We start from the raw sequence: 20,932 nt of genomic DNA on the forward strand, positions 1-20,932 counted from the left end.
CGACGGCCGCCGTCAGACGGCCGGCGCGAGCGCTTCGTGCTTCTCGGACTCCCGCCCGAGCTCTGCGGTCGGGATGCCCTTCGACTCGCGTGCGGTGAGGGCGCTCACGGTCGCGATGAGCGAGATGACCGCGGTGAAGACGCTGATGACGACCCAGCCGCCCTCTTGCACACCACCGAGCGCGGTGACGATGGACGGCGCGAAGCCCGCCATCAGGAACCCGAGCTGCGTGCCGATCGCCATGCCCGAGAACCGCACGCGCGTGCTGAACATCTCGCCGTAGAACGAGGGCCACACCGCATTGGCGGCGGCATACCCGCATGAGAACGTGAGCACCGCCAGCAGGAACGTCACAAACTCGTTCCCGGCCCCCATCGACAGCATGTAGAAGGGCATGAAGGCGGCCGACGACAGCGCGCCGTAGATGAACACCGGCTTGCGGCCGATGCGGTCCGCCAGCGCGCCGAACAGCGGCTGCGTGCCGAGGGCGACGAAGTTCGCGACGACGACCAGCCAGAGGGTGATCGCGGCGTTGAGCCCGACCTCCACTCCATAGGCGATGGCGAGGTTGCCGAACACCGTCGAGACGGCCGCGATGAAGGCGCAGCAGATCACGCGCAGCACGTCGCGCCAGTGGTCGCGCAGGAGAGGGATGAGCGGCATCCGGGCGATTCGCCCATCAGCCTTCGCCTGCTCGAACTCGGGGGTCTCGTGCAGCGTCCGCCGGATGAAGAAGGCGACGAGCACGACGATCGCACTCAGCCAGAACGGCACGCGCCAGCCCCATGTGTACTTGATCTCGTCGGGGAGGGCCACGACGGGGATGAAGATGAGCGCAGCGAGGATCTGCCCGCCCTGCGTGCCGGTGAGCGTCCACGAGGTGTAGAACGACCGGCGGTCGTCGGGTGCGTGTTCGAGCGTCAGCGACGAAGCGCCCGCCTGCTCGCCCGCTGCGGAGAGGCCCTGCATGAGCCGGCACAGCACGAGGAGCGCCGGGGCGGCCCAGCCGATCTGCTCGTAGCCGGGGAGGCAGCCGATCGTGAAGGTCGAGATGCCCATGAGCAGCAGGGTGAACATGAGCACCTTCTGACGACCGATGCGGTCGCCGAAGTGGCCGAGGATGACCGCGCCCACGGGCCGCGCGATGTAGGCGAAGCCGAACGTCGCGAACGACATGACGAGAGCGGCCTGGTTGTCGGAGGGGAAGAACACGGTGGGGAAGATGAGCGCGGCGGCGGAGCCGAACAGGAAGAAGTCGTAATACTCGACGGCGCTGCCCATGAAGCTGGCGACAGCGGCCTTCACGGGGGTCTTCCGCGTCGTTGCGGTGGTTGTCATCGGTCGTCCTTCTGTGGTGAGTGTCACGCCGGCACGCGGTCCGGCGCAACAAGGTGGTGGAAATGGCGGATCATTCGGTCGGGGTCCGGCTCGTGACCGGTGATGAGGCGGAAGGCGTCGGCGGCCTGGTGGACCGCCATCCGACCGCCGTCGAGCGTCGCGCACCCGGCATCCCGGGCGGCGCGCAGGAGCGCGGTGTCGAGGGGCCGGTACACGATGTCGGCCACCCAGATCTCGGGCCTGAGCAGGTGAGGGGAGAACGGCGTCCCGGGATGCTCCTTCATCCCCGTCGGCGTGCAGTGCACGAGCCCGGACGCCGACGCGAGGAGGCGCGGGAGCGCGTCCGTCGTGGCGTTGCCGACCTCGAGGGCGTGACGACGGGTGAGGTCTGTCGCCAGCTCCGCGGCGCGCTCGGCATCGATGTCGACGATGGTGAGCCTTCCGGTTCCGACGCGCAGCAGGGCGTCGGCGACCGCCGAGCCGGCGCCGCCCGCGCCGAGCAGGACCACGTCGTCGACGGCCACGTCCGGCAGGCCCGTGCGGAAGGCCGTCTCGAACCCGGTCGTGTCGGTGTTGTAGCCGGCGAGCCCGTCCTCGGTGAAGAGCACGGTGTTCACCGAACCGAGCGCCTGGGCGAGGGGGTCGATGCGGTCGAGATACTCGACGACGAGACGCTTGCACGGGTGGGTGATGTTGAGGGCGTCGAAGCCGAGTCGGCGCGCCCACGCCAGGATGTCGGGCAGCTGGTCGGGGGCGAGGCCCAACGTCGTGAGGTCGATGGTGCGGTAGACGTAGTCGATGCCCAGCGCGCGAGCCTCCGCCATATGCAGCGCCGGTGTGAGGGACGGTGACACGCCCGTTCCGACGAGCCCGACGAGATACGGCGGCGTCTGGTTCATGGCACTCCTTCGTCCGACAGATACATCAATGTACTAACTGGTACGTTCAGAGGAAACCACGACCATTTGACGATGTCAAGGGGAACGTCGCAGGCCGGTGGGCAGCAGGAGAGGCGCCGACCGACGCGGCGCGCGACCGACGGCGCCCTGGCTACCGTGGGAAGTTCGTGAGCCAGCCGACGACGACGTCGCCGATGAGCGACCGCAGGTGGCGGCGGCGCTCGGGATCGGTGAACGACATGTCGAAGAGGTAGCCGAACGTGTACTGATTCGCGATCTGGAACACGCAGTAGGCGCTGATGACGAGGTGGACGTCGATGGCGTCGACGTCGGCGCGGAAGACTCCTGCGTCGCGTCCGCGTTCGAGGATCTCGTCGAGGAGGGTCTTCGCCGGCTGCGCGAGCGTCCGGAGCGAGTCGATGCGCCGGATGAACTCGCCGCGGTGGATGTTCTCGATCGCCACGAGCCGGATGAAGGCGTCGTGCGTCACGTGGTGGTCGAAGGTGAGCTCGGCGAGCTGGCGGATCGCGGCGACGGGATCCGTGTGGTCCACGTCGATCGCCCGCTCGGCCTCCCGGATGCCCTGGTAGGCGTTCTCCAGCACCGCGAGGTAAAGCTGCTCCTTGCCGCCGAAGTAGTAGTAGATCATCCGCTTCGTCGTGCGTGTGCGCTCGGCGATGTCGTCGACGCGGGCGCCGGAGTACCCCTCCTCGGCGAACACCTCGGTCGCGACCGCGAGGAGTTCGGCTCGCGTGCGCTCGGCGTCGCGCGTCATGGGGGGCACGATCGTCAGGATAGTGGGCGCCCCCGAGGCGAGCTGCGAGGAGGGGGGTGCGTCACAATGTACTAACTGGTACATTGTGACGCCATGAGGACCTCCATCGCGACGGTGTGCATGAGCGGAACCCTCGTCGAGAAGCTTCACGCAGCGGCCGCGGCCGGCTTCGACGGCGTCGAGATCTTCGAGCCAGACCTCGTGTCGGCGCCGGAGAGCCCTGAGGAGATCCGCGCGCTAGCAGGACGGCTCGGGCTGACCCTCGACCTGTACCAGCCGATGCGCGACGTCGAGGGAGTCGACGAGCCGACGTTCCAGGATGTGCTGCGGCGCGCGACGGCCAAGTTCTCGCTCATGGCGCGCCTGGGCATAGACGTCGTGCTCTGCTGCAGCAACGTGGCGACCGCGACGGTCGACGACGACGCGGTCTCGGCATCCCAGCTCCGCCGGCTCGGCGATCTCGCGCAGGACCACGGCATCCGGATCGCGTTCGAGGCGCTGGCCTGGGGGAAGTACGTCGACGACTACCGCCGCGCCTGGCGGATCGTGCAGCTCGCGGACCATCCGGCGGTGGGCATCTGCCTGGACTCCTTCCACATCCTCTCGCGCGGCCACGACCCGCAGGCGATCGAGGCGATCCCCGGCGACCGCATCTTCTTCCTGCAGCTCGCAGATGCTCCCGCGCTCTCGATGGACGTGCTCTCGTGGAGCCGGCATCATCGCCTCTTCCCCGGGGAAGGCAGCTTCGACCTGACGCGGTTCCTCACCCACGTCCTGCGCGCCGGCTACGACGGACCGGTCTCGCTGGAGGTCTTCAACGACACCTTCCGGCAGGTCGACGTGCGGGGCACCGCCGTCCACGCCCGCCGCTCTCTGCGGTGGCTGGAGGATGCCGTCGCGCGCGCCCTCGGCAGCGCCGCGCCGCCCGATTTCGCCACGCTCGCCCACGGCGGGAGCCCTCGCGGCTTCGATTTCGTAGAGATCAAGGCCGAGGACACATCCGACATCGAGGCGCTCCTCGAGACGGTGGGGTTCACGCCGCGCGGCAAGCACCGGACCAAGCCGGTCACCCTGTGGACGGCGGGCGAGGCCCGCGTAGTGCTCAACGAACAGCACGCCCGCGCCCTCGATCCGCACATCGCGGCCGTCGGATTCGACGTCCCGGACGCCGCCGCCCTCACCGCGCGCGCCGTGGAGCTCGAGACGCCGCTCGCATACAGGCGGACGTATTCGGGGGAGCAGCTGCTCCACGGCGCCACGGCTCCCGACGGCACCGAGATCTTCTGGTGCTCGCGCCGCACGGAGGGCGAACCCGCATGGGCCGCCGAGTTCGAGCATGGCGAGCCCCCGCGCGAGGGCCCCATCGTCGCCGTCGATCACGTGAGTCTGGGCCAGCCCTGGCAGGTCGTGGACGAGGCGATCCTGTTCTTCTCCTCCGTGCTCGAACTCCCGGCGGCGAGCTCGACGGAGGTGGCCAGCCCGCAGGGCCTCGTGCAGAGCCGCGTCATCCAGTCTCCCGACGGCTCCATCCGCATCCCGCTCAACGTGTCGCCGCCGATCCTCTCAGGTCGCCCGGGGGCGTCGCCCCAGCACGTCGCCTTCGCGTGCGACGACATCGTGGCACTCGCGCGCGCGGCGAGGACGAAGGGACTTCGGCCGCTGCCGATCCCGCGCAACTACTACGAGGACCTCGCGGCGCGGTTCGACCTCGACGACGAGTTCCTGGCGACGCTCCAGGAGCTCGACCTCGTCTTCGATCGCGACGCGCACGGCGAGTACCTGCACTTCTACACCGGCACGGTCGGCGACCTGTTCTGCGAATTCGTCGAGCGCCGTGGGCGGTACGACGGGTACGGCGCAGGAAACGCGCCCGTGAGGCTCTCAGCGCAGCGAGCCGGCGCCATCCGCGCTGATATCGTGCGAGCATGACCACCCCTCGCCGCCTCCTGCTCGTCAACGGCCCCAACCTGAACCTCCTGGGCACGCGCGAACCCGAGATCTACGGGACGGCGACGCTGGCCGACGTCGTGCAGGTGGCGACGGATGCTGCCGCCCGCCGCGGCTTCGAGGTGCGGGCGGTGCAGAGCAACCACGAGGGCGTTCTCCTCGACGCGATCCACGACGCGCGCGAGGACTGCGCCGGCATCGTCATCAACCCCGGCGGCTTGACCCACACGTCCGTCGTGCTCCGCGACGCCCTGTCGGGCGTCGCGCTGCCGGTGGCCGAGGTGCACATCTCGGACGTGATGGCACGCGAGGAGTTCCGCCACCACTCCTACGTCGCGGACGTCGCCGTCGTCCATGTGATCGGCGAAGGGGTGCCCGGTTACGCGACCGCCGTCGCGCGCCTCATCGACATCGTCACCGGGCAGGCCGACGGCTGACGAATCGGCCGGGGACCAGGCATCCCGTAGAATCGAACGTCGGCAGGTCCGGCCCCGAGCTCGTTCACGGGGCGGCGATCGCCTCCTTAACTTCAACGAAACGGATTCGTACCCTCATGGCTTCCACCGCAGACATCAAGAACGGCGTCGTCCTCAGCATCGACGGCCAGCTCTGGAGCGTCATCGAGTTCCAGCACGTCAAGCCGGGCAAGGGCGGCGCATTCGTCCGCACGAAGCTGAAGAACGTCGTCTCGGGCAAGGTCGTCGACCGCACCTACAACGCGGGAGCGAAGATCGACATCGAGAACGTCGACCGCCGCGACTTCACGTATCTCTACAACGACGGCGACAACTTCGTCTTCATGGACGTCGAGGACTACGACCAGATCAACGTGGGCGCGGCGACGGTCGGCGACGCGGCGCACTTCCTGCTCGAGAACCAGCAGGTGCAGATCGCGCTCAACAACGGCAACCCGCTGTACGTCGAGCTGCCTGCATCGGTCGTCCTCGAGATCACGTACACCGAGCCGGGCCTGCAGGGCGACCGCTCGTCGGCCGGCACGAAGGCTGCGACCGTCGAGACCGGCTACGAGATCCAGGTTCCGCTCTTCCTCGAGACCGGGACCAAGGTCAAGGTCGACACCCGCACGGGCGACTACCTCGGCCGCGTCAACTGACGCGCGGGGCAGCTGACCGATGAGTGCCCGTACGAAGGCGCGCAAACGCGCGCTCGACATCCTCTTCCAGGCGGACGTGCGCGGCGACACGCCGGCGACCGTGCTGGCGGCCGAGGCCGCGCGTGCGGCCAACGAGCCGGCGCGTCAGGCCTCGTGGCTGTACGCGCGCGAGATCGTCGACGGCGTGATCGACAACCAGGACGCCATCGACGAGCAGATCACGACGTTCGCGAAGGACTGGACGCTCGCCCGCATGCCCGCGGTCGACCGCGCCGTGCTGCGCATCGGCACGTGGGAGATCCTCTTCAACGACGAGGTGCCGACGGCGGTCGCGATCGACGAGGCGGTCGAGCTGGTCAAGGAGTTCTCGTCCGACGAGTCGGGTCCCTTCGTCCACGGCGTCCTCGCGCGCATCGCCCGCGCGAGCTGACGACGAGCGGGCACCCGCCCGCGTGTCGGCGGGAGCGGGCAGGATGGATGCCGTGACCCCGCCGTCCGCCGGACTCCCTCCGTACGTCGACCCCGGGCACATCCGCCGGTTCGTCGACAGCGGCACGTACGAGCGCGGCGTCGGGTACTTCGCCGACGGCGCCGTGGAACGCGTCGAGTGGGATCCTCTCACCTCCGTCATCGAGGCGGTCGTCGCGGGAAGCGGCGGACGCACGTATCGCTGTCGCGTGCGACTCGACGTGCAGCGCGCGGACCACCCGATCGCAGCGACGTCCTGCACGTGCCCCGTGCAGTTCGACTGCAAGCACACCGTCGCGACGCTGCTCGCGAGCAATCGGCTCGCCGCCGCCGCGCCGGCGTCCGAGCGCGGGTCCTCGTGGCGCGACGTGTTCGCGCCCTCTCCGGTGACCGAACGCGCGTGGACCCCGCTCGCCCTCGGTGTCGAACTCCGCCAGCGGATCCGGCGCGGAGCGTCGACATGGGCACCGGCGCGCGTCGAGTCCGCGACGCCGCGCGGTCTGCACCAGCACGGCGCCGACGTCCTCGTCGGCCTTCGCCCGCTCGCGCGCTCCGCTCGCTCCGAGGCCTGGATCAAGGGCGGCGTCTCGTGGGACGCCCTGCGCCGGCCGACCACCGCCTTCGACCCCGCGCAGGCGCGCTGGTTCGCGGAGCTGCACAGCATCGGCCGCGACGTGCGCTCGTTCGGCGCTTTCTCCGACGTCTCGGAATGGCTCACGCTCGATGACATCGAGTCGAGCCTGGTCTGGGCGCACCTCGCGGGCGCCCAGGATCGCGGCATCCCGCTCGTTGCGACCAAGCGCTCCGCCACCGTCACCCTCGCGGGCTCGGCGACGGTCACCGTGCAGGCCGTCCGCACCGGCCGCGGGCTCGAGATCGCGCCGCTCCTCACGATCGACGGCGAGCGAGCGGATGCTGCGGCCCTGCGCCCGGTCGGGCGCACCGGCGTCTACCGGTTCACGGTCGCGCGCGAGCGCATCGACCTGGTGCTCGCCGCGGTCAGCCTGCCCGACCCCGTCCCCGCGCTCCTCATGGCCCGCGAGCCGGTCGTGGTGCCGGGCGCTGAGGCCGAGGAGTTCGCCCGCGAGCACCTGCCCCGTATCGCACGCCGGGTCGAGGTCGACGCCCCGGGCATCGACATCGCCCCGCCGCCACGACCGCGGCTCGTCGCGCGCGTGCACTTCGAGCCGAATCACCGACTGGTCTACACGCTGTCGTGGCGCTACGGCGACGGTGACCTTCTGGGGCTCGAGTCGACCGCAGGCGACCGCGACCCCGCGGCCGAGACGGCGATCCGCGCCCGCGTCGAGGCGCTGTGGCGCGACCATGCTCCCGTCGACTTCGCCTCGGCCGATACGCTCACCGGCCTCGACGCCGCGGAGTTCGCGTCCCGGCTGCTGCCGCTGCTCGAGGCCGACACCGACGTGCGGGTCGAGATCTCGGGGGAGCGCCCGCAGTACCGCGAGCTCGCCGGCGATCCGCGCATCGACATCACCACGGTCGAGACGAACGATCCGGACTGGTTCGACCTCGGCGTCGTCGTGACGATCGACGGACGCCGCATCCCGTTCGGTGCACTTTTCACCGCCCTTTCGCGCGGACGCAAGAAGATCCTCCTGAGCGACGGCGCCTACTTCTCGCTGTCGCACCCCGCACTCCAGCGGCTGCGGGAGCTCATCGACGAGGCCGGCGACCTCGACGAGTGGGAGACCGGTCCCCGCATCAGCCGCTACCAGACCGCACTCTGGGCAGACTTCGAGGACCTCGCCGACGAGGCGCAGCCGGCGGTGTCATGGCGCGCGACCGTCGAGGCGCTGCGCGACGCCGACGGCGTCCCCTCGGCCCCGCTGCCGTCGGCGCTCCACGCGGAGTTGAGGCCGTACCAGCGCGCCGGCTACGACTGGCTCGCCTTCCTGTGGGAGCACCGCCTCGGCGGCATCCTCGCCGACGACATGGGCCTCGGAAAGACGCTGCAGCTGCTGGCGCTCATCGCCCACGCCCGCGAGCAGGGCGAGGCGCGACCGTTCCTCGTGGTGGCGCCGACCTCCGTGCTGTCGACGTGGCGCGGCGAGGCAGCCCGGTTCACGCCCGATCTGCGGGTCGCCCTCATCGACGCGACGCGCGCGAAGCGCGCGGCGGCGGTGACGGATGCTGCCGCCATCGCCGACATCGTCGTCACGTCGTACACGCTGCTCCGGCTCGACGAGCGCGAGTTCGGCGCCGTGGACTGGGCGGGCCTCATCCTCGACGAGGCGCAATTCGTCAAGAACAGCCAGACCAAGGCATACCGGGCGGCGCGCGACCTGTCGGCGGACGTCGTGTTCGCGGTGACCGGCACGCCGCTGGAGAACAGCCTCACCGAGCTGTGGGCGCTGCTCTCGCTCACGGCGCCCGGGCTGTTCGCCTCGAGCCGCCGGTTCCGCGAGGAGTACGTGGGGCCGATCGAGAAGGGGAAGGTGCCCGAGAACCAGGAGGGCGGCGTGTACCGCGCCGGCCGCCTCGCGCGGCTGAGGCGCCGCATCCGTCCGCTCGTGCTGCGCCGCACGAAGGAACTCGTGGCCGCGGACCTCCCTGCCAAACAGGAGCAGGAGGTGCGCATCGAGCTGGGCGCCGCGCACCGCGCCCTCTACGACACGGTGCTGCAGCGCGAACGCCAGAAGGTGCTCGGACTCCTCGACGACCTCGACCGCAACCGGTTCATCGTCTTCCGATCGCTCACGCTGCTGCGCATGCTGAGCCTGGCGCCCGAGCTGGTCGATCCGGCGTATGCGAGTATCGCTCCGAGCAAGCTCGCCGCGCTGTTCGAGCAGCTCGACGAGGCGCTGGCGGAGGGGCACCGGGCGCTCGTCTTCAGTCAGTTCACGTCGTTCCTCGGTCTGGTCGCGGCGCAGCTCGAGGCACGCGGCATCCCATACGCGTACCTCGACGGATCGACGCGCGACCGCGATGCCGCCGTCGCCGCCTTCCGCGGGGGAGAGGCGCGGGTGTTCCTCATCAGCCTGAAGGCGGGCGGGTTCGGGCTCACGCTGACCGAGGCGGATTACGTCTTCCTGCTCGACCCGTGGTGGAACCCCGCGGCCGAGGCGCAGGCGGTCGACCGCGCGCACCGCATCGGGCAGCACCGCAGCGTCATGGTCTACCGCCTCATCGCGAACGGCACGATCGAGGAGAAGGTGATGGCGCTGCAGCAGCGCAAGGCGCGCCTCTTCCGGTCGGTCATGGACGACGATGCGCTGTTCGGCCAGGCGCTCACCGCCGACGACATCCGCGGGCTGTTCGAGGACTGACGGGCAGGGCGAGCGGTCCCGAGCGGAGCGGATCACGTTTTGCACGGCGGGCGATCCGGTGCGCCCCGCGAGCCTCACCTAGACTCGTCTGGTTCGACAGGAGGGCAACCCATGCGCATCACGGGCCTCGGCCACGCCGGAATGTTCATCGAGACGGCCGGAGGGAGCATCCTCTGCGACCCGGTGATCGGGCCGACCTTCTTCGGGTCGTGGTTCCCGTTCCCCGACAACCGGGCGCTCGACTGGGAGAGGTACGGCAAGGCCGACTTCCTGTACATCTCGCACCGCCACCGCGACCACTTCGACCCGGCGCTCATGCACAAGTACGTGCCGAAGGACATCAAGGTCCTGCTGCCGGACTATCCGACGGACGACCTCGAGCAGGATCTGCGGGGGCTGGGGTACGACAACATCGTCTACACCCAGGCCGGCGTGCCGCTGGAGTTCGGCGACCTCAAGATCATGGTGACACCGCTGCGCGCTCCGAGCGACGGCCCGATCGGGGATTCGTCGCTGAGCGTCGACGACGGCACCGCGAGCATCCTGAACCAGAACGACTCCCACCCGCTCGACCTCGAGAAGCTGATGTCCTTCTCGAAGCCGGAGGCGTATTTCACGCAGGTGTCGGGCGCGATCTGGTGGCCTATGGTCTACGACCTTCCCCAGGACGCCAAGCAGAATTTCGCCAAGCTCAAGCGCGACGCGCAGAACAAGCGCGCCATGTACTACATCGAGAAGGTCGATGCCGAGCACGTCTTCCCGATGGCCGGACCCCCGATGTTCCTGCGGGAAGAGCTCTTCAAGTACAACGGCTACGGCATCGACGACGACGCGATCTTCACCGACCAGCGCCAGTTCCTCGCACACATGGCCCAGCTGCGCCCCGAGCAGAAGGGGTACGAGTTCGTCCCCGGCACGGTGGTGGAGCTGAACGGCGGCGAGATCTCGGTGACCCAGACGCTCTACACCCAGGCCGAGATCGACCGCGTCTTCGACGACAAGTGGGCCTACCTCGCCGAGCAGCGCGATTCCCGTCAGGACGAGGTGCGCGCCGAAGAGGCGTCGCGCGCCGCCGTGCTGCCGCCCGCCGAGATGCTCACCGCGATCAAGGAATGGTGGGAGCCGCTGCTGCGCCGCGCGCGGACCATCCGCAACGGCGTCGGCGGCGTGGTGCGCTTCCGCATCGGCGAGCTCGACATGGTCGTCGATTTCCCGAAGGCGAAGGTGCGCGAATTCGCCGAGGGCGACGAGTGCATCTACTGGTACACGATCCCGGCGGACCTCGTCTCGACCAACATCGCCGACCATGAGATCGACTGGTCGAACTCGATCTTCCTGTCGATGCAGTTCGAGGTCGGGCGCAGCGGGAAGTTCAACGAGTTCCTCACCACGTTCCTCAAGTGCCTGTCGCGCGACCGCATCGAGTATGTCGAGAACTGGTACGCGGAGCAGACCGACCAGACCGAGGACGCACAGCTGGGGGACTGGATCGTGCAGCGCCGCTGCCCCCATCTGCGCGCCGACCTCACCAAGACCGGGAAGATCGAGGACGGCGTCCTCACGTGCTCGCTGCACGACTGGAAGTGGGATCTCGCCACCGGCAAGTGCCTGACGAGCCAGGGGCACCCGATCCGGGCGTCGCAGGTCGAGGACGACCTGTATCGCGCGGCGACGACCCCCGCCGCCTGACGGCGCGGGAACGCCGGCTCGTTGTAGATGATCCACAACCGGCCGGCGTTCTGCTCCCGGGTGATGTGTGGAATCGACGCTGAATCGGGGCGGTTCGTATCACCCTGTGGTCTCGCGGGGTCCTGATCACCGTGCCCGCGATCGCGGGCGATCAGAACCCGAAGGAATCACGCCATGACCACCGTTCCCATCCACGGCGCCGGCGGCGTCGTCCCCGCGTCCACCGGTCGTCCGACCCCTTTCACCACGCTTCTCACGTGGGAGGCGCGCGCCGAGGCGGCGCTGAAGGCCTCGCTGCAGCGTTGGAGCATCCCCGCTCTGCGCATCGCCCTGGGCGCCGTCTTCGTCGTCTTCGGCGCCCTGAAGTTCTTCCCCGGGGTGAGCCCCGTGGAGGAGCTCGTCAGCCGCACATGGGAGAAGCTCACGTTCGGACTCGTCAGCGGGCAGGCCGCGCTCGTGGCCACCGCCGTGATCGAGGTAGCCGCGGGTGCGCTCCTGATCGCCGGCGGCGCGTTCGCCCGCGTCGGCCTCGTGGTGCTCGCTCTCGCGTTCGTCGGCATCCTGTCGCCGATCGTGCTGCTGCCCGCCGAGGTCTTCGGTCCAGTCGGTCCGACGCTCACCGGCCAGTACATCTTCAAGAACGCCGTGCTGATCGCCGCCGCGCTCGTCGTGGCATCCCGCGTGCTGCGCGGACCCGCGCGCCGCTGAGCCGTGTCGTAGACTGGACGCCGATCACAGCAACCTTTAACACCGTCCCGTGAGGCGGAGAAGGGAGCGGCGGATGAGCACGCGAACCGTGCTGCATGAGGCCGACATCGCCCGGGCCCTGACCCGGATCTCCCACGAGATCCTCGAGTCCAACAAAGGTCCCGAAGGACTGGTCCTCCTCGGCATCCCCACGCGCGGCGTGACCCTCGCCCACCGCATCGGCGCGCTCGTCGCCGAGTTCAGCGGCGCCGCCGTCCCGGTCGGCTCTCTCGACGTCACGATGTACCGCGACGACCTGCACCGCAATCCGACCCGCGCGCCGCAGCCGACGCAGATCCCGGCCGGCGGGATCGACGGCAAGGTCGTCGTGCTCGTGGATGACGTGCTGTTCTCGGGCCGCAGCATCCGTGCCGCACTCGACGCCCTGCAGGACATCGGCCGTCCGGCCGCCGTGCGGCTGGCGACGCTGGTCGACCGCGGGCACCGCGAACTGCCCATCCGGCCCGACTTCGTCGGCAAGAACCTGCCGAGCGCCCGGGACGAGCGCGTGAACGTGCACCTCGCCGAGACCGACGGCTCCGAATCGGTCACGATCGAGGGACGGTGACGTCCGGGAGATGAGACACCTGCTCGACACCCAGACTCTCTCGCGCGAGGAGGCGCTGCGCATCCTCGACGTCGCGGAGGACATGGCCGATACGCAGCGGCGCGAGGTCAAGAAGCTCCCGACGCTGCGCGGCAAGACCGTCGTGAACCTCTTCTTCGAGGACTCCACGCGCACCCGCATCTCGTTCGAGGCTGCCGCGAAGCGGCTCTCGGCCGATGTCATCAACTTCTCGGCGAAGGGCTCCAGCGTCTCGAAGGGCGAGTCGCTGCAGGACACCGCGCAGACGCTGCAGGCGATGGGGGCGGATGCCGTCGTCATCCGCCACGGCGCGTCGGGGGCGCCGCGCACCCTCGCCACCAGCGGCTGGATCAGCGCCGGCGTCGTCAACGCGGGCGACGGGACGCATGAGCACCCGACGCAGGCACTGCTCGACGCGTTCACGATCCGCAAGCGCCGCTTCGGCGACCACAGCCGCGGGCGCGACCTCGCCGACGTCAAGGTCACCATCGTCGGCGATGTGCTGCACTCGCGGGTCGCGCGTTCGAACGTGTGGCTGCTGACCAGGCTCGGCGCGAAGGTCACCCTCGTGTCGCCGCCCACGCTGGTGCCGCAGGACATGTCGAACTGGCCGGTCGACGTCGTGTACGACCTCGATGAGGCGATCGCGGCGGGCCCCGACGCGCTGATGATGCTGCGCATTCAGCTGGAGCGCATGAACGCGGCGTATTTCCCTACTGAACGGGAGTATTCGCGCCGCTGGGGCCTGGACGCGCGCCGACTCCAGGCACTCGGAGCGGATAGCATTGTCATGCACCCCGGACCCATGAACCGGGGCCTGGAGATCTCCGCAGAAGCCGCTGACTCGCCGCGCTCGACCGTGCTCGAGCAGGTCGCCAACGGCGTCTCGGTGCGCATGGCGGCGCTTTACCTGCTGCTGGCGGGCGCGGAGCGCACCCCGGCCGAGAACCCGTCGGCGGCCGGCGCCCCGGACGGCGAAGAGAAGGAGAACACCCGATGAGCGAGACCCTTCTCTTCCGCGGAGCGCTGGTCGAAGGATCGACGGCCGCAGACGTCCTGGTCGAGAACGGCGTCATCGCCGCCATCGGCGCGGGGGTCGACCGCGCCGGCGCGACCGAGATCGACGTCGACGGACTGGTGCTCCTGCCCGGCCTCGTCGACCTCCACACGCACCTGCGCGAGCCCGGCTACGAGGCATCCGAGACGATCCTCACCGGATCGCGCGCCGCCGCCGCCGGCGGGTACACCGCCGTGTTCGCGATGCCCAACACGTCTCCGGTCGCCGACACCGCGGGCGTCGTCGAGCAGGAGCTGGCGCTCGGCGAGGCCGCCGGCTACGTCACCGTTCAGCCGATCGGGGCCGTGACCGTCGGGCAGAAGGGCGAGCGCCTCGCCGAGCTCGGCGCCATGGCCGACTCCCGAGCCCGGGTCCGCGTCTTCAGCGACGACGGCTTCTGCGTGTGGGACCCGCTGATCATGCGGCGCGCGCTCGAGTACGTGAAGGCGTTCGACGGCGTCATCGCCCAGCACGCACAGGACCCTCGACTGACCGAGGGTGCGCAGATGAACGAAGGCGCCGTGTCGGCCGAGCTCGGGCTCGCCGGCTGGCCGGCCGTCGCCGAGGAGTCCATCATCGCGCGCGACGTGCTCCTCGCCGAGCATGTCGGCTCGCGCCTGCACGTGTGCCACCTCTCGACCGCCGGGTCGGTCGAGATCATCCGCTGGGCCAAGCGCCGCGGCGTGAATGTCACGGCCGAGGTCACGCCCCACCACCTGCTCCTCACCGACGAGCTGGTGCGCGACTACGACGCCCGGTTCAAGGTGAATCCGCCGCTGCGCCGCGAGGAGGACGTCCTCGCCGTGCGGGAGGGGCTGGCGGACGGCACGATCGACATCGTCGCCACCGACCACGCGCCACACCCGGCCGAGGCCAAGGCGTGCGAGTGGCACGCGGCCGCGAACGGCATGGTCGGGCTCGAGAGCGCCCTGCGCGTCGTCCAGCAGTCGATGGTCGACACCGGACTCATCACGTGGGGCGACGTCGCACGCGTCATGTCCCGCGAGCCCGCCCGCATCGGCCGCCTCGCCGGCCACGGAACCCCCCTCACCGAGGGCCAGCCCGCGTCGCTCGCCTTCTACGACCCGGCCCCGCGCCGCACCTTCACCACCGACGACCTGCGCGGTCGCAGCGTGAACTCGCCCTACCTCGGTCGCGAGCTGCCCGGCGAGGTGCGCTGGACGCTGCACCAGGGGACCGTCACCGTCGCCGACGGCGCACTGCTCGACACACCCGGGGTGCGCGCATGACCCGCGAGGGCGCCCTCGGTGTCATCGTGGCCGTCACGGTCGTGCTCCTCGGCGTGCTCGTGTGGGCGTGGTGGCGACGAACCCGGCGCGACGCCGACCTGGTGGCCCCGGTCGGCGAGATCCCCGCCGGCGCCGCCACCCTCTCGGCGTGGCCGGCGCTGTACGTCGCGACCACGCGTCACGGCGAGCCGCTCGAGCGTCTCGCGATCGGCGGCCTCGCCTTCCGCTCGCGCTCCGACGTGACCGTGACCGACGCCGGGGTCGCGCTCGATCTCACCGGCAGGCCGCGCGTGTTCGTCGCCGCCGACCGCATCGAGGACGTCGCCCAGGCGACGGTCGCGATCGACCGCGTGGTCGAACCCGACGGCCTCGTGCGCCTCGCGTGGCGCCTCGACGACGGCACCGTCGTCGACTCCTATCTCCGACCCCAGGATGCCTCCGCCCGCGCCCTCGCGGACGCCGTGGCCGGCATCCTTCCCCCGACCCAGACGGGAACCGACGCATGACATCCCTGTTCCAGACCGACCCGGCCGTCCTCGTGCTCGAGGACGGGACCCGCCATGTCGGGCGCGCCTACGGCGCCCTCGGCACCACCATCGGCGAAGTGGTCTTCGCCACCGGCATGACCGGCTACCAGGAGACCCTGACCGACCCGTCGTACGCCGGCCAGATCGTGCTCCAGACGGCGCCCCACATCGGCAACACCGGCATGAACGACGAGGATCCTGAGTCCCGCCGCATCTGGGTGTCGGGCTACATCGTGCGCGACCCGTCCCGCGTCGTGTCGAACTGGCGTGCCGACGAGTCCCTCGACGACGCCCTTGTCAACGACGGCGTCGTCGGCATCAGCGGCATCGACACCCGCGCGGTCACCCGCCACATCCGCTCGGCCGGCAGCATGCGCGGCGCCATCTTCTCCGGCGAGGCCGCCGCGATCGACCCTGACGAGCAGCTCCGTCTCGTGCGCGAGGCGCCCCAGATGGCCGGCCGGAACCTCTCCGCGCAGGTCTCGGTCGCCGCCGCCGAGGTCACGCCCGCGAAGGGCGAGCGCATCGGCAACCTCGCGGTGCTCGACCTCGGCGTGAAGCAGGCCACGGTGGACAACCTGGCGGCCCGGGGCTTCGAGGTGCACGTCCTCCCGCAGGACGTCACGATCGACGGCATCCGCGCCATCGACCCGGTGGCCGTGTTCTACTCCAACGGCCCCGGCGACCCCGCCGCATCGGGCGACCACGTGGAGCTCCTGCGCGGTGTGCTCGACGACGGCCTGCCGTTCTTCGGCATCTGCTTCGGCAACCAGCTGCTGGGCCGCGCCCTCGGCCTCGGCACGTACAAGCTCCCGTTCGGCCACCGCGGCATCAACCAGCCCGTGCTCGACAAGGCCACCGGCCGCGTCGAGATCACCGCGCACAACCACGGCTTTGCAGTCGACGCGCCGGTCGAGGGGGAGTTCGACAGCCCCAACGGCTACGGCAAGGTCGAGGTCAGCCACGTCGGCCTCAACGACCAGGTCGTCGAGGGCCTGCGCGCGCTCGACATCCCGGCGTTCTCGGTGCAGTACCACCCCGAAGCCGCCGCCGGACCCCACGACGCCAACTACCTGTTCGACCGGTTCCGCGACCTGGTCGTCGCCCACAACTCCACGAAGGATGCGAAGTAATGCCCAAGCGCGACGACATCAACTCCGTCCTGGTCATCGGATCGGGCCCGATCGTCATCGGCCAGGCCTGCGAGTTCGACTACTCCGGCACGCAGGCCTGCCGCGTACTCCGCGACGAGGGCGTGCGGGTCATCCTGGTGAACTCCAATCCGGCGACGATCATGACCGACCCGGACTTCGCCGACGCGACCTACATCGAGCCGATCAACTGGCGCGTGATCGAGACGATCATCGCGAAGGAGAAGCCCGACGCGATCCTGCCGACACTCGGCGGTCAGACCGCGCTCAACGCGGCGATCGACCTGCACAAGCACGGTGTCCTGGAGAAGTACGGCGTCGAGCTCATCGGCGCAGACTTCGAGGCGATCAACAAGGGCGAGGACCGCCAGATCTTCAAGGAGCTGGTGATCGCGGCGGGCGCCGATGTCGCCGCGTCCGTCATCTGCCACACCATGGAGGAGCTGCTCGCAGGCGCCGAGAAGCTCGGCTACCCGCTCGTCGTGCGCCCGTCGTTCACGATGGGCGGCCTCGGCTCGGGCTTCGCGTACGACGAGGAGGACCTCCGCCGCATCGGCGGGGCGGGCCTGCACGACTCGCCGACGAACGAGGTGCTGCTCGAGGAGTCGATCCTCGGGTGGAAGGAGTACGAGCTCGAGCTCATGCGCGACACCGCCGACAACACGGTCGTCGTCTGCTCGATCGAGAACGTCGACCCGGTCGGCGTGCACACCGGCGACTCGATCACGGTGGCGCCGGCGCTCACCCTCACCGACCGCGAATACCAGAAGCTCCGCGACATCGGCATCGACATCATCCGCGCGGTGGGCGTCGACACCGGCGGCTGCAACATCCAGTTCGCCGTCGACCCCCAGACCGGTCGCGTCATCGTCATCGAGATGAACCCGCGCGTGTCCCGCTCGTCGGCGCTCGCCTCCAAGGCCACCGGCTTCCCGATCGCGAAGATCGCCGCGAAGCTCGCGATCGGCTACCGCCTCGACGAGATCCCCAACGACATCACGAAGGTGACGCCGGCGAGCTTCGAGCCGACCCTCGACTACGTCGTCGTCAAGGTGCCCCGCTTCAACTTCGAGAAGTTCCCGGCCGCCGACACGACGCTCACCACCACCATGAAGTCGGTGGGCGAGGCGATGGCGATCGGCCGCAACTACGCGACCGCACTGCAGAAGGCGCTGCGCTCCCTCGAGAAGCGCGGCTCGAGCTTCCACTGGGGCGAGGAGCCTCGTTCGGCAGAGGAGCTCCTCGAGATCGCGAAGACCCCGACCGACGGCCGCATCGTCGTGCTCCAGCAGGCGCTGCGCAAGGGCGCCACGGTCGCGCAGGCCTTCGAGGCCACCAAGATCGACCCGTGGTTCCTCGACCAGATCGTCCTCATCAACGAGGTCGCCGAGTTCGTGGCGAAGGCGGACGAGTTGGATGCCGCCACCCTCCGCATCGCGAAGGAGCACGGCTTCAGCGACGCCCAGGTCGCGCAGCTGCGCGGTGACAGCGAGACCCAGGTGCGCGGCATCCGTCACGGTCTCGGCATCCGCCCTGTCTACAAGACGGTCGACACGTGCGCGGGGGAGTTCCCGGCGCTCACGCCTTACCACTACTCGAGCTACGACTTCGAGACCGAGGTGACGCCGTCGGAGCGCACCAAGGTCGTCATCATCGGCTCCGGCCCGAACCGCATCGGCCAGGGCGTCGAGTTCGACTACTCGTGCGTGCACGCGTCATTCGCCCTGTCGGACGCCGGCTACGAGACGGTCATGGTGAACTGCAACCCCGAGACGGTCTCGACCGACTACGACACGTCCGACCGCCTCTACTTCGAGCCGCTGACGCTGGAGGACGTGCTCGAGGTGCTGCACGCGGAGGCGCAGTCCGGGAAGATCCTCGGCGTCATCTGCCAGCTCGGCGGGCAGACGCCCCTCGGCCTCGCCAAGGGCATCGAGGAGGCCGGCTACACCATCCTCGGCACCAAGCCCGCCGCGATCGACCTCGCCGAGGAGCGCGAGCTCTTCTCGCGCCTGCTCGACGACGCCGGTCTCGTCGCGCCGCGCAACGGCACCGCGGTCGACGTCGAGGGCGCGGTCGCGGTCGCCGAGGAGATCGGCTACCCGGTCCTGGTGCGCCCGAGTTTCGTGCTGGGCGGCCGCGGCATGGAGATCGTGTACTCGACCGAGGCGCTGCGCGACTACTTCGTCCGCGTCGCCGGTGAGGCGATCATCGGCCCGGGCCTGCCGCTGCTCGTCGACCGGTTCCTCGACGATGCGATCGAGCTCGACGTCGACGCGCTGTACGACGGCGACGAGCTGTACATCGGCGGCGTCATGGAGCACCTCGAGGAGGCCGGCATCCACTCCGGCGACTCGTCGTGCACGCTGCCGCCGGTGAGCCTCGGTCGCACCGACATCGACCGCGTCCGCGAGGCGACGCGCGCCATCGCCGAGGGGGTGGGCGTGCGGGGACTTCTCAACGTGCAGTTCGCGATCTCGGCCGGCGTGCTCTACGTGATCGAGGCCAACCCGCGCGCCAGCCGCACCGTGCCGTTCGTCTCCAAGGCGCTCGGCATCCCGCTGGCGAAGGCCGCGTCGCGCATCATGGCCGGTGCGACGGTCGCGGAGCTCAAGGCGGAGGGGCTGCTGCCCGAGCAGGACGGCTCGCGCGTCCCGCTCGATGCCCCCGTCGCGGTCAAGGAGGCCGTGCTGCCGTTCAAGCGCTTCCGCACCCGCGACGGTCAGACCGTCGACTCCGTGCTCGGACCCGAGATGCGCTCGACCGGGGAGGTCATGGGCATCGACCGCGACTTCCCGACCGCGTTCGCGAAGTCGCAGGACGCCGCGTACGGCGGCATGCCGCAGTCCGGCACCGTCTTCATCTCGGTCGCCGACGCCGACAAGCGCGCCGTGATCCTCCCGGCCCACCGGCTGAAGGAGCTGGGCTTCGATCTCGTGGCGACCGAGGGCACCGCCGAGATCCTGTCGCGCAACGGCATCGACGTGCGCGTCGTGGGCAAGTACTCCGAGACGCATGACTCGGGTGGCACCAACATCGTCGACCTGATCAACGCCGGCGAGATCGACATCGTCGTCAACACGCCATCCGGCGGCGCGACCCGCGCCGACGGCTACGAGATCCGCGCCGCGGCGGTGGCCGGCGACAAGGCGCTGTTCACCACGATGGCCGTGCTGGGTGCCGCAGTGAGCGCACTGCCGGTGCTGCGCAACGGCTTCGACGTGAAGAGCCTGCAGGAGTACGCGGCCGACCGGGTGGGCGCATGAGCTCATTCGGCGAGCGCATCCGCGCGGGGATGACGGCGCACGGCCAGCTGTGCGTCGGCATCGATCCGCACGCCCACCTGCTCGCGGAGTGGGGATTGGATGCCTCCGCCGCCGGAGTGCGCGAGTTCGGCCTGCGCGTGGTCGAGGCAGCCGCCGGCCGGGTCGCGGTCGTCAAGCCTCAGGTCTCATTCTTCGAGGTGCGCGGCTCGGCGGGCTTCGCCGCCCTCGAGGACGTGCTCGCGGCGGCGCGCGATGCCGGACTCCTGGTGATCGCGGACGCCAAGCGGGGCGACATCGGCACCACGATGGACGCGTACGCCAAGGCATGGCTCACACCCGGCTCGCCGCTCGAGGCCGACGCGCTCACGGTGAACCCATTCCTGGGCGTCGGCGCGCTCGACGGCACGTTCGACCTCGCGCTGCGCCACGGCAAGGGCGTGTTCGTGCTCGCCGCGACGAGCAACCCCGAGGCCCTCGGACTGCAGCGAGCACACGATGGGAATGGCGACACGGTCTCCGCCGGCATCGTGCGCGAGGTCTCCGAACGCAACGCCCGCACCGCGGGGGACGGCGAGTGGGGGAGCCTCGGCTTCGTCGTCGGAGCAACGGTGGACTGGGCGGATGCCGGCCTCCGGCCGTTCGTTCCGGTCGCGCCGATCCTCGGCCCGGGCTTCGGTCACCAGGGCGCGGAACCGCGTCATCTGCGTGAGCGCTTCGGCGTCCTGCAGGAAGCGGTGGTAGCGTCTGAGAGCCGCAGCATCCTGGCTGCCGGACCCGACCGGCTCGCCGCGCGCATATCCGAGCGCGCCCTTCTCTACCGTGGTGATTGAA

The 20,932-nt window shown here is 69.9% G+C and carries 17 protein-coding genes; 14 read left to right on the plus strand and 3 right to left on the minus strand.

Features of this window, described 5'->3' with window-relative positions; all coding sequences use genetic code 11:
- Positions 1–12: 12 nt before the first annotated feature.
- From JNB61_RS02520 to JNB61_RS02530, 3 genes are all read right to left on the minus strand, one after another.
- Entirely contained in the window at positions 13–1,338 is a 1,326-nt protein-coding gene (locus JNB61_RS02520; RefSeq protein WP_220338653.1) for an MFS transporter, read from the minus strand.
- Positions 1,339–1,361: 23 nt separating this feature from the next.
- A complete protein-coding gene (locus JNB61_RS02525) occupies positions 1,362–2,237 on the minus strand; it encodes a shikimate dehydrogenase (protein WP_220338654.1) in 876 nt (291 codons plus the stop codon).
- Positions 2,238–2,388: 151 nt separating this feature from the next.
- Complete coding sequence (locus JNB61_RS02530; RefSeq protein ID WP_220287986.1) at positions 2,389–3,012, minus strand: TetR/AcrR family transcriptional regulator; 624 nt, start codon at positions 3,010–3,012, stop codon at positions 2,389–2,391.
- Between the two features lie 93 nt (positions 3,013–3,105).
- On the opposite strand from JNB61_RS02530, the gene JNB61_RS02535 reads away from it, so the two are divergent.
- The 14 genes from JNB61_RS02535 (at position 3,106) to pyrF (ending at position 20,931) form a co-directional block, all read left to right on the plus strand.
- Positions 3,106–4,941, plus strand: a complete 1,836-nt coding sequence (locus JNB61_RS02535) for a bifunctional sugar phosphate isomerase/epimerase/4-hydroxyphenylpyruvate dioxygenase family protein (protein WP_220338655.1) — start codon at positions 3,106–3,108, stop codon at positions 4,939–4,941.
- Positions 4,938–5,396, plus strand: a complete 459-nt coding sequence (gene aroQ / locus JNB61_RS02540) for a type II 3-dehydroquinate dehydratase (RefSeq protein ID WP_220287839.1) — start codon at positions 4,938–4,940, stop codon at positions 5,394–5,396. The genes JNB61_RS02535 and aroQ overlap by 4 nt, the downstream gene beginning before the upstream one ends.
- Before the next feature lie 116 nt (positions 5,397–5,512).
- Positions 5,513–6,073, plus strand: coding sequence for an elongation factor P (gene efp, locus JNB61_RS02545; RefSeq protein WP_159844233.1), 561 nt, complete (start codon positions 5,513–5,515; stop codon positions 6,071–6,073).
- A 19-nt stretch (positions 6,074–6,092) separates the two neighbouring features.
- Complete coding sequence (nusB, locus tag JNB61_RS02550; protein ID WP_159844234.1) at positions 6,093–6,503, plus strand: transcription antitermination factor NusB; 411 nt, start codon at positions 6,093–6,095, stop codon at positions 6,501–6,503.
- A gap of 52 nt (positions 6,504–6,555) precedes the next feature.
- Entirely contained in the window at positions 6,556–9,828 is a 3,273-nt protein-coding gene (locus tag JNB61_RS02555; protein ID WP_308291187.1) for a DEAD/DEAH box helicase, read from the plus strand.
- 111 nt (positions 9,829–9,939) lie between these two features.
- Positions 9,940–11,517: a Rieske 2Fe-2S domain-containing protein gene (locus tag JNB61_RS02560; RefSeq protein ID WP_220338657.1), complete on the plus strand. Its 1,578-nt coding sequence runs from the start codon at positions 9,940–9,942 to the stop codon at positions 11,515–11,517.
- 174 nt (positions 11,518–11,691) lie between these two features.
- Complete coding sequence (locus tag JNB61_RS02565) at positions 11,692–12,225, plus strand: DoxX family protein (protein ID WP_220338658.1); 534 nt, start codon at positions 11,692–11,694, stop codon at positions 12,223–12,225.
- 73 nt (positions 12,226–12,298) lie between these two features.
- Positions 12,299–12,832 (plus strand): bifunctional pyr operon transcriptional regulator/uracil phosphoribosyltransferase PyrR, encoded by a 534-nt coding sequence (pyrR, locus tag JNB61_RS02570; RefSeq protein WP_220287847.1) that lies wholly within the window; start codon positions 12,299–12,301, stop codon positions 12,830–12,832.
- A 10-nt stretch (positions 12,833–12,842) separates the two neighbouring features.
- Complete coding sequence (locus JNB61_RS02575) at positions 12,843–13,850, plus strand: aspartate carbamoyltransferase catalytic subunit (protein WP_220287848.1); 1,008 nt, start codon at positions 12,843–12,845, stop codon at positions 13,848–13,850.
- A complete protein-coding gene (locus JNB61_RS02580) occupies positions 13,847–15,157 on the plus strand; it encodes a dihydroorotase (RefSeq protein WP_220338659.1) in 1,311 nt (436 codons plus the stop codon). Before JNB61_RS02575 ends, JNB61_RS02580 begins: the two co-directional genes overlap by 4 nt.
- A complete protein-coding gene (locus tag JNB61_RS02585; RefSeq protein ID WP_220338660.1) occupies positions 15,154–15,663 on the plus strand; it encodes a PH-like domain-containing protein in 510 nt (169 codons plus the stop codon). The genes JNB61_RS02580 and JNB61_RS02585 overlap by 4 nt, the downstream gene beginning before the upstream one ends.
- Positions 15,660–16,817, plus strand: a complete 1,158-nt coding sequence (gene carA, locus JNB61_RS02590) for a glutamine-hydrolyzing carbamoyl-phosphate synthase small subunit (RefSeq protein WP_220287852.1) — start codon at positions 15,660–15,662, stop codon at positions 16,815–16,817. Before JNB61_RS02585 ends, carA begins: the two co-directional genes overlap by 4 nt.
- Positions 16,817–20,101 (plus strand): carbamoyl-phosphate synthase large subunit, encoded by a 3,285-nt coding sequence (carB, locus tag JNB61_RS02595; protein WP_220287854.1) that lies wholly within the window; start codon positions 16,817–16,819, stop codon positions 20,099–20,101. The genes carA and carB overlap by 1 nt, the downstream gene beginning before the upstream one ends.
- The gene (pyrF, locus tag JNB61_RS02600; protein WP_220338661.1) at positions 20,098–20,931 is read left to right on the plus strand and encodes an orotidine-5'-phosphate decarboxylase; all 834 of its coding nucleotides are present in this window, start codon (positions 20,098–20,100) and stop codon (positions 20,929–20,931) included. Before carB ends, pyrF begins: the two co-directional genes overlap by 4 nt.
- Position 20,932: the final 1 nt, after the last annotated feature.

The sequence above is a fragment of the Microbacterium ureisolvens genome (assembly GCF_019511645.1).
In the GTDB taxonomy this organism is placed as follows: domain Bacteria; phylum Actinomycetota; class Actinomycetes; order Actinomycetales; family Microbacteriaceae; genus Microbacterium; species Microbacterium ureisolvens_A.

Coding starts and splice junctions, on each gene's coding strand:
- JNB61_RS02520 (WP_220338653.1), bottom strand. CDS start 1,338: ATGACAACCACCGCAACGACGCGGAAGACCCCCGTGAAGGCCGCTGTC.
- JNB61_RS02525 (WP_220338654.1), bottom strand. CDS start 2,237: ATGAACCAGACGCCGCCGTATCTCGTCGGGCTCGTCGGAACGGGCGTG.
- JNB61_RS02530 (WP_220287986.1), bottom strand. CDS start 3,012: ATGACGCGCGACGCCGAGCGCACGCGAGCCGAACTCCTCGCGGTCGCG.
- JNB61_RS02535 (WP_220338655.1), top strand. CDS start 3,106: ATGAGGACCTCCATCGCGACGGTGTGCATGAGCGGAACCCTCGTCGAG.
- aroQ (WP_220287839.1), top strand. CDS start 4,938: ATGACCACCCCTCGCCGCCTCCTGCTCGTCAACGGCCCCAACCTGAAC.
- efp (WP_159844233.1), top strand. CDS start 5,513: ATGGCTTCCACCGCAGACATCAAGAACGGCGTCGTCCTCAGCATCGAC.
- nusB (WP_159844234.1), top strand. CDS start 6,093: ATGAGTGCCCGTACGAAGGCGCGCAAACGCGCGCTCGACATCCTCTTC.
- JNB61_RS02560 (WP_220338657.1), top strand. CDS start 9,940: ATGCGCATCACGGGCCTCGGCCACGCCGGAATGTTCATCGAGACGGCC.
- JNB61_RS02565 (WP_220338658.1), top strand. CDS start 11,692: ATGACCACCGTTCCCATCCACGGCGCCGGCGGCGTCGTCCCCGCGTCC.
- pyrR (WP_220287847.1), top strand. CDS start 12,299: ATGAGCACGCGAACCGTGCTGCATGAGGCCGACATCGCCCGGGCCCTG.
- JNB61_RS02575 (WP_220287848.1), top strand. CDS start 12,843: ATGAGACACCTGCTCGACACCCAGACTCTCTCGCGCGAGGAGGCGCTG.
- JNB61_RS02580 (WP_220338659.1), top strand. CDS start 13,847: ATGAGCGAGACCCTTCTCTTCCGCGGAGCGCTGGTCGAAGGATCGACG.
- JNB61_RS02585 (WP_220338660.1), top strand. CDS start 15,154: ATGACCCGCGAGGGCGCCCTCGGTGTCATCGTGGCCGTCACGGTCGTG.
- carA (WP_220287852.1), top strand. CDS start 15,660: ATGACATCCCTGTTCCAGACCGACCCGGCCGTCCTCGTGCTCGAGGAC.
- carB (WP_220287854.1), top strand. CDS start 16,817: ATGCCCAAGCGCGACGACATCAACTCCGTCCTGGTCATCGGATCGGGC.
- pyrF (WP_220338661.1), top strand. CDS start 20,098: ATGAGCTCATTCGGCGAGCGCATCCGCGCGGGGATGACGGCGCACGGC.